10 protein-coding genes and 1 pseudogene are annotated in these 13,087 nt (G+C 42.0%); 5 read left to right on the forward strand and 6 right to left on the reverse strand.

Annotated features, from left to right (window positions below; all coding sequences use genetic code 11):
- Positions 1–14 precede the first annotated feature (14 nt).
- The 4 genes and pseudogenes from ACR5KR_RS10770 to ACR5KR_RS10785 all read right to left on the reverse strand — a co-directional run bounded on the left by ACR5KR_RS10770 (position 15) and on the right by ACR5KR_RS10785 (position 4,615).
- Positions 15–1,136, reverse strand: a pseudogene (locus ACR5KR_RS10770) (alkene reductase).
- A 75-nt stretch (positions 1,137–1,211) separates the two neighbouring features.
- The gene (locus tag ACR5KR_RS10775; protein WP_322706141.1) at positions 1,212–1,952 is read right to left on the reverse strand and encodes an SDR family oxidoreductase; all 741 of its coding nucleotides are present in this window, start codon (positions 1,950–1,952) and stop codon (positions 1,212–1,214) included.
- A 381-nt stretch (positions 1,953–2,333) separates the two neighbouring features.
- Positions 2,334–2,789 (reverse strand): hypothetical protein, encoded by a 456-nt coding sequence (locus tag ACR5KR_RS10780; protein WP_445626550.1) that lies wholly within the window; start codon positions 2,787–2,789, stop codon positions 2,334–2,336.
- A gap of 518 nt (positions 2,790–3,307) precedes the next feature.
- Positions 3,308–4,615, reverse strand: a complete 1,308-nt coding sequence (locus tag ACR5KR_RS10785) for an efflux RND transporter periplasmic adaptor subunit (protein ID WP_448266519.1) — start codon at positions 4,613–4,615, stop codon at positions 3,308–3,310.
- A 531-nt stretch (positions 4,616–5,146) separates the two neighbouring features.
- Here ACR5KR_RS10785 and psaK point away from each other — a divergent pair.
- The 5 genes from psaK to ACR5KR_RS10810 all read left to right on the forward strand — a co-directional run bounded on the left by psaK (position 5,147) and on the right by ACR5KR_RS10810 (position 10,419).
- Positions 5,147–5,407 (forward strand): photosystem I reaction center subunit PsaK, encoded by a 261-nt coding sequence (gene psaK / locus ACR5KR_RS10790; RefSeq protein ID WP_445626548.1) that lies wholly within the window; start codon positions 5,147–5,149, stop codon positions 5,405–5,407.
- Between the two features lie 118 nt (positions 5,408–5,525).
- Positions 5,526–5,777 carry a hypothetical protein gene (locus ACR5KR_RS10795; protein WP_322711045.1) on the forward strand — a complete coding sequence of 84 codons (252 nt, stop codon included), beginning with the start codon at positions 5,526–5,528 and terminating at the stop codon, positions 5,775–5,777.
- 439 nt (positions 5,778–6,216) lie between these two features.
- Entirely contained in the window at positions 6,217–6,804 is a 588-nt protein-coding gene (locus ACR5KR_RS10800) for a LemA family protein (protein ID WP_322675516.1), read from the forward strand.
- Between the two features lie 6 nt (positions 6,805–6,810).
- Entirely contained in the window at positions 6,811–8,709 is a 1,899-nt protein-coding gene (locus ACR5KR_RS10805) for a M48 family metallopeptidase (RefSeq protein ID WP_448266520.1), read from the forward strand.
- A gap of 972 nt (positions 8,710–9,681) precedes the next feature.
- Positions 9,682–10,419 carry an SDR family oxidoreductase gene (locus tag ACR5KR_RS10810; protein WP_445626545.1) on the forward strand — a complete coding sequence of 246 codons (738 nt, stop codon included), beginning with the start codon at positions 9,682–9,684 and terminating at the stop codon, positions 10,417–10,419.
- Between the two features lie 358 nt (positions 10,420–10,777).
- Here the strand turns inward: ACR5KR_RS10810 and map are convergent, their stop codons facing one another.
- Both map and ACR5KR_RS10820 read right to left on the reverse strand, forming a co-directional pair.
- Positions 10,778–11,563 carry a type I methionyl aminopeptidase gene (gene map / locus ACR5KR_RS10815; protein WP_322675519.1) on the reverse strand — a complete coding sequence of 262 codons (786 nt, stop codon included), beginning with the start codon at positions 11,561–11,563 and terminating at the stop codon, positions 10,778–10,780.
- Positions 11,563–12,588, reverse strand: a complete 1,026-nt coding sequence (locus ACR5KR_RS10820) for a Gfo/Idh/MocA family protein (protein ID WP_445626544.1) — start codon at positions 12,586–12,588, stop codon at positions 11,563–11,565. Before ACR5KR_RS10820 ends, map begins: the two co-directional genes overlap by 1 nt.
- Positions 12,589–13,087 lie beyond the last annotated feature (499 nt).

A 13,087-nucleotide genomic window follows, 5' to 3' on the forward strand; every position in this document is an offset into this window, starting at 1 on the left:
TGACTGTGATTGCTTTAATTTGTCTGAAGTTCTAAAAATGGATAGTCGGTGTATCCTGTAGCGTCAGGGGCATAAAATGTTTTTGGATCTGGAGCGTTCAAATGGGCGTTAAGTTCTAAGCGTTTTGGTAAGTCAGGATTAGCAAGATATAACTTGCCAAAAGAAACTAAATCTGCATTGCTACTAGCAAGAATGCTATCTCCTGTTTGGCGATCGTAGCCACCATTAGTAATCAAAGTACCTGGGAATATTTGCCGAAAGTAGGGTGTAACTGGGTTCATGACTTCGCGGGTTGCTAAATCGACTTCGTTCGGTTCCATCAGGTGAAGATAGGCAAGTCCAAAGGAGTTAAGAGCATTGATAGCATAACCAAAAGTTTCTTCAGGATTGGAGTCATGCATTCCATAAAAAGTGTTACTTGGCGAAAGTTTGATCCCAACCCGATTTGCACCCCAAACGCTAGCGACTGCTTCCACAACTTCTAAGAGGAATCGGCTACGCTTTTCTATTGAACCGCCATACTCATCTGTGCGCTGGTTCGAGCCATCTTGGAGAAATTGGTCGATTAAATAGCCAAATGCACCGTGAAGTTCAATCCCATCAAAACCAGCCGCCAAGGCATTTTCGGCACCTTTGCGAAATTGCTCGACAATTTCAGTAATTTCTGGAATTTCTAAAGCGCGGGGAGTTTCCAACGATACTTTACCTATGGGTGTGTGGAGTGAGCCAATCCCTGCGATGTCTAACGACAAGCCGCTTTGCGTCTACGCACTGGGAGCAACTGGCAATTCTCCATTAAGTAAAGCTGAGTGAGAAACTCTCCCAGAATGCCAAAGTTGCAAAAAAATTCTCCCCCCTTGTTCGTGTACTGCATTAGTTATCAACCGCCATCCTGCCACTTGTTCTTCTAAGTAAATTCCTGGGCAGTTAATGTATCCTAAACTCAGAGGTGAAACCATTGTACATTCAGTAACGATCAGCCCAGCACTGGCGCGTTGGGTGTAGTAAGTTGCCATTAGCGAGTTGGGGATGCTTGCAATTGCCCGTAAACGTGTCATCGGTGCCATTACAATTCGGTTTGGTAGGGTGTAAGGGCCAAGCTGAACTGGTGTGAAAAGATTGATATTGGAATTCATGAATTAAATTTCTATTACGGCGTTGCACATTACTGGCTGAGGTTTGAAAACGGGGATCGTTAGCAGAGCTTTTCCTCACGCAATTCCACCGTTGACACGAATGTTTTGCCCAGTAATCCACCTAGCTTCATCGCTAGCGAGAAACGCTACTACATCGGCGATTTCTTGCACATCTCCCAGTTTATTAAAAGCAGCCATTTGGGCTAAACGATCTATCTGTTCTTGTGTTTTACCTTCTCGGAATAGTTCTGTATCGGTGGGGCCAGGAGAAATAACATTAACTGCGATCGCTTTTGCACCTAATTCTTTAGCTAGTACCCGTGTGATTTGTTCAACAGCACCCTTGGTTCCGACATAAGCACTATAAGTTGGCAGCATCATCACCGTGGTTGATGAAGAAAAGTTGATAATCCGTCCGCCTTCTGTCATGTGCTGCGCGGCTTGTTGACAAGCAAAAAAAGTGCCTTTGACATTAATGGCAAAAATCGCGTCGAAATCTTCTTCACTCACCTCAGTAATTGGTTTATAGAAAGCAATTCCAGCATTGTTGACCAAAATATCGACTTTACCAAAACGTTCAAGTGTTTGTTCAAATAACCTTTTGATGTCGGGTACTTTGCTAATATCAGCTTGGATAGCGATCGCTTCTACTCCCAACTTTTCAATTTCTGCAACAACTTCTTGTGCTTTGCCTGCATTACCTGCATAGTTAACGACAATAGATGCGCCGTTACCAGCTAACTTGAGTGCGATCGCTCGTCCAATTCCCCGCGATGCACCAGTGATAATTGCAACTTTTCCGGTTATTGATGCCATAGATTAATCGAGTTTTATTTTGGTTCACCAAAGTGATTATCTGCTTTTACAGTACTGTTCCAAGGTTAAATTTAGCGATCGCTGCTAAAACTCCCGACTTGATTCCAGCTAAAATCCCGCCAGTGAATTCAAGTAACTCTCAGGCGGGAGAAATGAAAATACTTTGCAAAAGGTAAAGATACGTGCCCTCTTGGCGGCATCTTCACAGCAGATTAAGATTTGCTACGGCTTGGCGAATATTAGACCTCTTGGCATTTGTGCTTTTTGCACTCTTGGGGAAAAGGGTAAAGGTTAAAGGGGAAGGGACTTTTGCAGTACCTTTTCCCCAAAACCCGACAAGTATTGAAGCTCATCTGGTCGATCGTATCTGCGTAGATTAAATTATTTGAAGAAGGGATTTTCTGAACCTATCACGGATTCATTCTCAATTGGACATGTTGGCTCAGATAAGAGTGTTCCATTAAATGTATAAGTAGTGTTCTTGGAATTGATAGCATTACCACTTATCCTCCGATCTGGAATAAAGTCTCCTCTTACTTGACCGCTAAGTGCGATACTTACTTCTGAACCTGGATTTGTTACTGCTTGCCAATTTCTCTGATCCCGACCTAGATTTGTACGGCTATAAGTAGCATCTAGCCCAACAAAGCGAAGGCTGTTACCATTGGCGTTAAATTCAAAACAAGCAGTAAAATTATCTCCCTGACTTGACTGAACATTGACATCGTAGCTTTTGCCCTCCACTCCAGCTTGTACTGGCGCAGCCAACAACATTATTTGTCCAAGTAAACAAGTTAAAACTAAACCAAACTTAGATTGGATGATTTTCACTGACATAATTGTTTGCCTCTGTTACGTAATCAAGTAATTGCTTACTTTTACTCATTGGTGACAGGTTAAGATCGTTAACCATTTGCCAATAAGTAGTGGTGATTAAATTTAGTCAAAATCGAGGTTACAAACGTAAATTTCCAGCCTGTGATGCCTTCGCATAGCGTTTCATAGACAAGACTAGCTACGCCTACGCATATTTAAAAACATCGGTCATCCTTGCCATAAAATTTAGTATAAAGCTTAATTAGATACTCGATAGCATAGATAATTTACAGCGTAATCACTATTGACAAAACGAGTTATATCTTAAAATGTTATGAATGCTTTTTTGTACGAGAAAAGAATGGAAGTGAGTTCAGAGTGTATTGCATAGATAGACACTTAGAGACTATTTTGCCAGTTCTCTAACAAAGAGCGATCGCTATAGTAACGCTCTTGGGTGAAAATTGGTAGGAGACAAGATTGAGACTTCTTTCTTGCTCCTCGGTCACTGAGCGAAGTCGAAGTGCTACTCCCCTCAATTAAAATTCTGGAACGATCGCAACACCATCTCTGAGATTGAGCAACCCTGAAATAATCACTTTATCTTCTGGCTGTAATCCTTCAATAACTTGGTAATTATTACCTTTGATCTCGCCTAGCTTTACTCGCCTTTGCCGAGCTACTTGTTGGGATACACCTTGGGGAGATATCTCTGTTTCAACTACATAAACAAAAGTGTCTCCACCTATACGAGTCATTGCTGTTGTGGGAATCAAAACTCCGGGGCGCTGATTCCAGAACACTCTAGTCCTGACCAATTGATCTGCACGTAGCTGGCCGTTTTTGTTGTCAAAAAGTGCTTTGATCGATATCGTTTGTGTTTCATTGCTGGCATTAGGTGCAATAAAAAATATCCTACTTCTACCAAGCTTTTGACCTTGTGTGTTCATCACCTCTACTGGCATACCTTTACGCAGTTGGGGCCCTTGTTGTACTGGTACAGAGATATTCACTTCTAAAGGTCGATTTTGCGTGATATTAACTAATGGTGTAGAAGTATTAACTAAATCACCGACTTTCACAGGGATGTTACCAACTGTGCCACTAAAAGGAGCGGTAATTTTGTCAGACTGGAGCTGTTGTGTTTGAGGATTTACATTCGATTGGTGCAAAGATTTTTCAGCCTGCAAGATGGTGGCTCGTTGTGCTTGAATTCTGGAATCTATTGCATCCAGACTAGTCTTAGCATTAGCAAGACGATTAGCAAACAGATTGCTAGTCTGTCGAGACACGGCTCCTTGTTCAGCTAGGCTGACAAACTTTTCGTAGTTCTGCTGGTACAATTGCACATTCGCAACGTAGGATGGTCGTTCTGCTTCTAAAGATTTGAGCGTGGCGCGAGCATTTGCCAGTTGCACTAAAAATGCTTGAGGCACAGGATTATTCCTAGCGATCGCTGCCTGTGGTGTAGAATCTACTTGGAGAATTGGCGCTCCTTGGACAACTGGATCTCCAGATTTGACAAGTATCTGGGTAACTTGACCCTGAATTCTCGGCTGAAGCGTGACTGAGCGCAGGGATTTTAGACTAGCAATAAAATCTGAACTTTCCTCAATTATGCCGCTTTGTACTGTTGATATTTTGACTCTTACCCCTTGAGGTTGAGCGTTAGCATTTGAAGGTGCTGAATTTTGTGGAGTGAGTAAACGCCATAGAGTTGCTCCGCTTCCTAACAATAAGAGTGCGGCTAAACTCAACCAAAGCCACCGCCGTTTTCCAGAAGGTGGCTCAAATGACGTTTCTGGAGCTTTTTCTCCCAAATCAGTTTGAGGCTCAGGGGATGTCATGGCTTTTGAGGAACTTAAGGAACAAATTAACTAGAATTCAATCAAAATTTCATCTGTCGTTCTTGAAATTACTGATTTGGCATGAGGTTTTGCGGCAAATTATATGTTATCCCATCCAAATATACAGTTTTGATGATTCTGTCTAAATCTACCGAAAGGTGAATCCGCTCCTGAAATTTCTGACTTCAACTGTATCCTTCAAAAAGTTAGGGATAATTTTATCGGAATCACTTTTATTACAGCAGATTTCAAGTTCGGGAGGTACGCAAATTAAGTCTGTTACCCAGATATAAAGCGTATTTTAGTCCTGAATTTTACTGTAAGTATAAATCAATACTAACAGTTCGTTTGTATCAGACATTGAAATTCAAACTAGCTACCACAATCAGCTCGCCGCATTGAACTCATATTGTATTAAGTAGTAAGAATAACTGTTAAATATTGATGCAAAATCGGGCAATTTCTTGAATTTGCTTCGGAAAGTTTCAGATTATGTTTTCAACCATTAATAAATCTCAGGAGCAAATCTAGGTGTTGACCTCAACCTTACTCGCTGCTGCAACTACACCTCTGCAATGGAGTCCTACAGTTGGACTGATTATGATTATTGCTAATATCATTGCCATTGCCTTTGGCAAATCTAGCATCAAGTATCCCAATGCCGAACCAAAACTACCCTCAGCCAATTTCTTTGGTAATTTTGGTTTACCAGCCCTTTTAGCAACTACCGCCTTTGGTCATATCTTAGGAGTGGGTGCTATTTTAGGGCTGCATAACCTGGGAAGAATTTAGGTTCTTACCCAAGTTAGCCTTTATTTGATGATTCTTTTGTCTCCAGCTTTGAGCCAGAGAGTTAGAACTCTCTGGCTCTTTTTTATGAGACACTAAGTAATATCAGTATCTCAACGGTATGACAGATATAACAGATTTATCAAAAAGAATTGCCAGCAAAGGCGATAATCCGCTAAGTTTGTCACCTGTCAACTTGCAGTCACAAGAAGATGTAGAACTTGAGCGAAAACTACGAGAACTCAAGTTTAAACAAGAACTAAGAAAAGATTGGATTTTATTTATTGTTAGAGATGTAGTAATTTTTCCTGCCGCCATCCTTTTTATTTTTGCTGTCAGTGGTTATTCCCTATTTATGCAGATTCATAGGTAATATATCTGGCTATAATTTTTAATCGACTACAGAGGCGCAGAGTACACAGAGAAAAGAGAGATGATAATTAGGTAAATAGGTAGACATAATTAAATACAATAAAATAAACTCTTAATTTGTAGTGAGTGATTTATCGCTCAGAACAAGGATTATCAGGACTCAAGTCCTTACTACAAACTTTAATTTATTTATGCCTAAATACTTAGACACAAATAGTTTGGAATTGTTGTAAATTATTTCACTCTGCATTCTCTGCGCCTCTGCGGTTATTTAAAAATCCTACATCAGTAAACTTGCGTAACTAATTCTACAGACGACGAAGCCAACTTGCTACAAGTAGACTCATCTTTATATCCACACTAATTTTGCTGGATATCAGGATTACCGTGTTTGGTAAATCTGCAAAAAAGTAAGTACCTGATGGAAATAATCTAAAAATATGGGGCTTTTAATATTTTCTGTTGCTTTAGTTGCCATTGTTGCTGTAATTATCATTAATGCCTACAACGATTTAGTTAAGTATCGCAACCGTTACAAAAATGCTTATTCTCAAATCGATGTTCAATTACAGCGCCGCTATGATTTAATTCCCAACTTGGTGGAAACTGCCAAAGGGTACATGAAACATGAGCGAGAAACCTTAGAAGCAGTTATTGCTGCCCGAAATTCTGCAATTAATGCTAGCAGTCGGGCGGTACAAAATCCTGGCGATCCCCAAGCGATGCAACAGTTGGGCAATGCTGAAGGGGCGCTAACGGGTGCGTTAAGTCGGTTGATGGTACTTTCAGAATCTTATCCAGAATTGAAAGCCGATCGCGCCATGACTCAGGTAATGGAAGAATTATCTTCCACTGAAAACCGGATTGCTTTTGCCCGTCAGGCTTTTAATGACGCGGTGACACTTTACAACACCAAGAGCGAATCTTTCCCCAGCAACCTTGTGGCAAATACTTTTAACTTTACTGTTGCAGAATTGCTCCCCGAAGCTACTCCAGAAATTAGAAATGCTCCACGCGTATCTTTTTAGGTGTCTATGAACTTCTTTGAACATCAGGATCGGGCACGCCAAAATACGCAACAATTAATCGGGTTATTTTCCCTGTCGATCGCAGTCATGATTATGGCAATTTATATTGCCAGTTTATTTCTGTTTCGCATGGCTCCTCGTGTTTGGTGGCATCCAGGGTTATTTCTCTACGTAGCTGGGATTACAATAATTGCGATCGCAATCGGAAGTCTGTATAAAATTGCTTGTCTCCGGCAGGGCGGAAGCGTCATTGCCCAAGAGTTAGGAGGAAGACTCCTGCTACCAGAAATAGCCGATGAACAAGGGCGACAACTATTAAATATTGTCGAGGAAATGGCGATCGCTTCTGGTATTTCCGTCCCCCAAGTTTATCTCCTCGATAGAGAAACCAGCATTAATGCCTTTGCTGCCGGATTTACGCCCAATGATGCTGTCATTGGAGTTACCCGTGGAACTTTAGAAAACTTGAGCCGGGATGAACTACAAGGAGTCATCGGCCACGAATTCAGTCATATTCTCAATGGAGATATGCGGCTAAATTTGCGTTTAGTGGGACTACTGCATGGGATTTTATTCATTTATTTAACCGGGGAATTGCTCTGGCGCCTTCGCGGTAGCTTCCGTTTAGGAAAGGAAGACAAGGGTTTACCTATCTGGGCATTTGGCTTGGCACTAATGGCCATTGGCGGTATCGGATTACTTTGCGGACGCTTGATTAAAGCCGCCGTCTCTCGCCAACGCGAATTTCTCGCTGATGCTTCAGCCGTACAGTTCACTCGCAACCCCAACGGACTTACCGGAGTCTTTCAAAAACTCCAACAGATGGATTCACGCCTGATATCGCCACGTGCAGAAGCCTCTAGCCACATGTTTTTTGGCAATGCCCTCAACCCCTCTTTTTGGGAAAATATGTTTTCTACCCACCCACCCTTAGCAGAACGTATCCGCCGCGTTGGGGGTTTGAACGTCAGAAATTTAGCAGCAATGCCATCTCCCAATCAAATGCGTTCCCCTTCCCAAGAATCCTTAACAATGGGCTTTGCTGGTGGTGGCAACACCATACCATCACAGGTTGTAAACCAAGTTGGAAGCGTTACACCAGAGCATTTTGCCCATGCTCAAGCGCTGTTATCGCAGTTACCAGAATCCTTGCGTTTGGGTGCGCGGGAGCAACAAAGTGCAATGGCCCTAGCTTTGACGCTAGCTTTAGATACGGAAAATCTCCAAATTCAAGAACGTCAAATTGCTTGGTTACGCGAGGTACAGCCTGCTGAGTTGGTAGACAAAACCTTGGAACTAAGTAGCGAAATTAGTCAGTTAGATCCTAGAATTCGCTTGCCGCTTGTGGATTTGGCAGTGCCTATATTGCGCCAAAATGCCAAAGAATGCCAAAGGCTATGCAAATGCGTCCACGGTTTAGTTGTAGCCACGGGAAGTTTATCGCTGTGGCATTTTGTATTGCAGTTAATACTGTGGCATCGTCTGCAACCTAGTATAAATCCCACATCTACTACAACCGTAGAATTCACCTCCATCGAACAGATTTGGCCAGATAGTCTATTAATATTGTCCGTAATTGCCCGTGTCGGACACTCCCAACCTGATGCGTCTACTGAAGACATCGCCTATGCTTTTCGTTCTGGAGTTTTTCGACTTCCCAAAGCCGGAGAGCAAGAAAAACCAGAAATGCCATTAAGTTGTAATTTTACCGAACTAAAGAAAAGTATTGAGCGCCTGCGTCTTGCCACTCCCAAACTCAAACAAGCTATTGTTGATGCTTGCGCCCACACCGTATTATTAGATAACAAAGTTACTTCTTCAGAAGCAGATTTACTCAGAGCGATCGCCATGACGCTAGAGTGTCCCATCCCCCCATTTTTAAATCCTCAGCCAAAACGAACTTAATGTAACGAATAAGACACAATGATTTAGGGGTTGCTGAAAAATAAAAAGAAGCTCACACTATTTAGATTATCTAACTAAGGGACTTCCAGAGAATAAAATAAATAATGCTAGAGACGGCATATTTCTGACCAAGATTTAACTTAGACAGATAAAAGTACTTGGTATCGGTACTTTTGTCTAGATTAGTTACTACCACAAAAAAAACTGTCATAATTACAATCAGGTAAATAATTACTTGAGAAATATATTAAGAATAGTGATTCAATAATTTTTTCACGCTAATACTAATTCTGCATGAAGAAGCACATAATAAGACCCCCCTGTAGTCCCCCGATGCCTTGGAGGGACAGCGTAGCTGGGGGGTAAATATATGCAGCTTTACAAAGAAACGGTATAAAGTCTTAAATGTTATTAGAAATTGAACTATTTTCTGCAAACAACAATTTCAAAAAACGTAAGATATATTTTTGATGTATTTTTTGGTAGTTATAGTTGAAATTGTTAGGTTTTATGTTGAAAATAACAGTGTTTATTTTTGTAGTGTTGTCTATGTTTTATCTTCTATTTTTAAAAGAGGCTGACACGTCTATGGTTTATATGCTTGGTGCAATAGTTTGTACACTACTATTAATAAATACTAAGCTCTAAGAGGATGTTTGAAAAGTTTTGAAAGGTCACGTCGATTTTGGATGCAAGGATTAACCTCTTCTTTAAAGAAGAGGCTTCAATAATGATTTTTTTAAATATTCTCCATAAAGGAGAGGCTTGAAACGAGGTGTCCAAAAGCACAAACTTTCAAGAAGGCTAAAAAATTGGTGTTGCTAGATTCGCATGATGGATGATGATACCATGCTAGAAGGAGCGGTGGAAGCCGCAGTCTTTCTTCAAGAGAGCAGCTAAATTTCTTTGCCCTAACTTAGAGCGATTGTCCAAGGTTTTTCAGATCGTGAAAAACCATAAGTAAAAATCCCAATGAACTACGACATCAAAGACAAAACCATTTTGGTTACGGGCGCAAATCGCGGCATCGGCAAGGCGATAGTTGAGTCGTTTATTGAACACGGAGCCACTAAAGTCTATGCGGCTGTTCGTCAGCTCAACAGTGTCTCCTCATTGGTTGAACAATACGGCTTACGGGTAGTACCAATTCAGGTTGATTTAGGCGATCGCCAATCTATTGTTGCTGCTGCTCAAACTGCCCCAGATGTGCAAGTTGTTATCAATAATGCAGGAGTCTTTCAAGCTGGAACTCCCTTAGCTGAGAATGCGATCGCCGCTCTCGAATTTCAGATGAACATCAATGTATATGGATTGATCTACATGGCTCAGGCGTTTGCCCCGGTACTCAAAGCCAATGGAGGTGGTGTCTTTGCCCAAATCAATTCTGTTGCTTCGCTCAAGGCTTTCTCCGACTCTGCTACTTACTGTGCCTCAAAAGCTGCGGCCTATTCAATCACCCAGGCATTACGAGAACTATTGAGTGAGCAGGGCACGATTGTGCTAAGTGTTCACCCTGGCCCGATTGCCACGGATATGAGCGATGCAGCAGGAATGAGTGAGGTTGCACAGTCACCTGCACTTGTGGCAGACGGGATAATAAAAGCTCTCAAAGCTGGGGATTTTCACGTCTTTCCTGACTCGATAGCTAAACAAATGGGCGATGCTTATAAAAGCTTTGCCCAAAATGTCATTGAGGTGTCATCAAGTTAACTACATTGCCGGGTAACGCTCTAGACAAGGGTATCTGGATATTAAACAGCAAGCCAAAACTCTTCTCGATTGTATTGATTCACTACTCCTCCTAATTCACCAGCATCCCATTTACGCAAGCGATACTCCACTGCGGAAACTTCGCCACCAGTTTCTTAACGACAATTTGCAAAACCGGATAAGTATTTTCATTGTTCCTTGTGAGTTCCACTTATGGAGTCTCTTGCAAAAATATATTTTTGCACTCTTAGGGAAAAGGGACTCATGTTAATGTGAGTTCGACGAGTGCTATTTTGACCTCTCCCCCAGCCCCTCTCCTACCAGGAGAGGGGAGCAAAAACTTTTCTTTTCTCGTTACTCATACAGCCCAGTAATTCTCGCCTTCAGGTAAGGTAAGGATTTCAACCCCATCTTCAGTTACAGCTAAGGTATGCTCGCATTGAGCAGAAAGCTTGCGATCGCGCGTTACCGCCGTCCACTTATCGCCCAGAACTTCGACTTCGTAAGTACCTTCATTAATCATTGGCTCAATGGTAAAAACCATCCCTGGTCTGAGACGCTTGCCCTTACCGCGTGTGCCATAGTGGGGAACATCCGGCGCAGTATGGAAAATATTACTGATGCCGTGGCCAACGAAATCTCGCACTACAGAAAAGCCTTGTCCTTCAGCATACTCTTGAATGGCTGCACCAATATCGCCAATGCGTGCCCCAGGTTTAACTTCAGCAATACCTAGACGCAAACACTCTTCTGTCACCTCTACCAGCTTTCTCGTTTTTGGGGAAGGAGAACCAACAAAAAATGTCTTGGATGTATCGCCGTGATAACCTTCAACAATTGGCGTCACATCAATATTGATGATGTCACCTTCCTTAAGAATTTGCTTGGCGTTGGGAATGCCGTGACAAATTACCTCATTTACACTGGTACAAATCGATTTAGGATAACCCTTATAGCCAAGGGGTGCGCTTTTTGCTCCATGCGCTTGCGTCCAACGTTCGGCTTCATCATTTAGTTCGAGAGTGCTAACCCCTGGTTTCACAAAGGGTTCTAGATGCTGGAGAAGTTTAGCAGCTAAACGCCCAGCTTGACGCATTTTCTCTATTTCTCGTTGGGATAAAATAACAATTAGTTCAGTTTTCATTAACTTTTATCTAAAGTATCTTTCATAAACATAGTTAACCCTGTCTGTGCAGCTCTTTGTGCAGTATCAGCAACATGCAGGGTATACAAGCTTTCCTCTGGGGTAACGTACAAAGGAGTCCCGTCAAAAAGATGGTCTAACACCATCCTCGTATCTTTAGCGAACAAACCCCGGCGAGGCCCAACCTCTATAGGTGTTGTTTCCCCTGGCTGCACGAATATTCCGGTGTCGCCATCAAAAATTAAACCACCTTTTTCACCGTGAACTTCAAACTTCCGCTCTGATTGCCAAATACTTTCGCCTTTGCCATACACTACTTGGGCTAAAAGTCCACTGTTAAAGCACAGTTCACTATTGCAGAAACAGGTTTGGTAGTATTCCGGTTCTATTTCCCAATATCGCTGGTGACAGTTAACAGTAAATACTGTACCAAATAAATCGATCAGGCGATGTAGGCGAGACAAGGCACCAATTAAGGGAAAGCCGAACAACTCGTGGTTATAAGTCCATTTGCGGGGTGCAGGATTTTGAGGATTGATGGTGCTGTAGCGAACATAAAATACCTCACCAATTTTGTCTAAGTTTTGCTTCAAAGCTTGATGCAAACCACCCAAAAGTTCCAGATGTTCAACGTGCAGGAGTTTTTGTTGTGTTTTGGCTAAGGCAATCAGTTCCTCGGCTTCAAATACATCCAACGAAAGAGGATACTCTACAATTACATGTTTGCCGTTGGTAAGTGCTGCACGAGCGATCGCCCCATGATCTCGATTAATAGTGGAGATCGCTACTAGGTCTATATCTTCACGCTCTACTAGCTCTTGCCAAGTACTCAAGACTTCAATCTGGTACTCTTTGGCAAAGCTTTCGGTTTTTTCTCTTGTATGACCAACAACTGCGACTATGTGCGATCGCTCATCATGGAGCAATGCCTCAGCCCGAAACTTTGCCGCATACCCAGTACCTACCAAACCTACACGCACTCTTGCTTTTTCCAAAGCTGCTTCTGAATTATACACGATCCTCATTAGTTCTGTTCTCGATCTTCCCACGCTTCTAGTAGTCAGATTCTCTCTTCATGGGGTTCACCAGTCTAGACTTTACAACATTCGTCCTACCTCCTCAAGGATCGATAAGACTTTAATAGAACTTACGCACTCAGATCCCCCAACCCCCTTAAAAAGGGGGCTTTAGAGGTTCCCCCCTTTTTTAAGGGGGGTTAGGGGGGATCGGGGTTTCAGGCTTCAGTGCGTAAGTCCTATTTAATAAAATTACGTGTACTCAAAAATGAAGACTTCAAAACAAAAGCCTTTTTTTATCCATAATCTCAGAAATTTGTCAATATTATGAGCAAAAAAATGGCCAAAGAAAAATTACATCTCTACTGTTATAACGGGCGCATTTAAATCAGATTAGAAAATGAAACAGCCCTATTTTTTCAAGGAGCCAGGGAATCTTTTCTACGTAAGTTCTACAACATCTCGGTAACATTAACCTTACTCATGTTTATGTTTTAGGTATATAATT

The sequence above is a fragment of the Nostoc sp. DSM 114159 genome, assembly GCF_053470285.1.

Excerpts from the sequence above, each read along its gene's own strand:
- ACR5KR_RS10775 (WP_322706141.1), bottom strand. The coding sequence starts at position 1,952 with ATGGCATCAATAACCGGAAAAGTTGCAATTATCACTGGTGCATCGCGG.
- ACR5KR_RS10780 (WP_445626550.1), bottom strand. The coding sequence starts at position 2,789 with ATGTCAGTGAAAATCATCCAATCTAAGTTTGGTTTAGTTTTAACTTGT.
- ACR5KR_RS10785 (WP_448266519.1), bottom strand. The coding sequence starts at position 4,615 with ATGACATCCCCTGAGCCTCAAACTGATTTGGGAGAAAAAGCTCCAGAA.
- ACR5KR_RS10795 (WP_322711045.1), top strand. The coding sequence starts at position 5,526 with ATGACAGATATAACAGATTTATCAAAAAGAATTGCCAGCAAAGGCGAT.
- ACR5KR_RS10800 (WP_322675516.1), top strand. The coding sequence starts at position 6,217 with ATGGGGCTTTTAATATTTTCTGTTGCTTTAGTTGCCATTGTTGCTGTA.
- ACR5KR_RS10805 (WP_448266520.1), top strand. The coding sequence starts at position 6,811 with ATGAACTTCTTTGAACATCAGGATCGGGCACGCCAAAATACGCAACAA.
- ACR5KR_RS10810 (WP_445626545.1), top strand. The coding sequence starts at position 9,682 with ATGAACTACGACATCAAAGACAAAACCATTTTGGTTACGGGCGCAAAT.
- map (WP_322675519.1), bottom strand. The coding sequence starts at position 11,563 with ATGAAAACTGAACTAATTGTTATTTTATCCCAACGAGAAATAGAGAAA.
- ACR5KR_RS10820 (WP_445626544.1), bottom strand. The coding sequence starts at position 12,588 with ATGAGGATCGTGTATAATTCAGAAGCAGCTTTGGAAAAAGCAAGAGTG.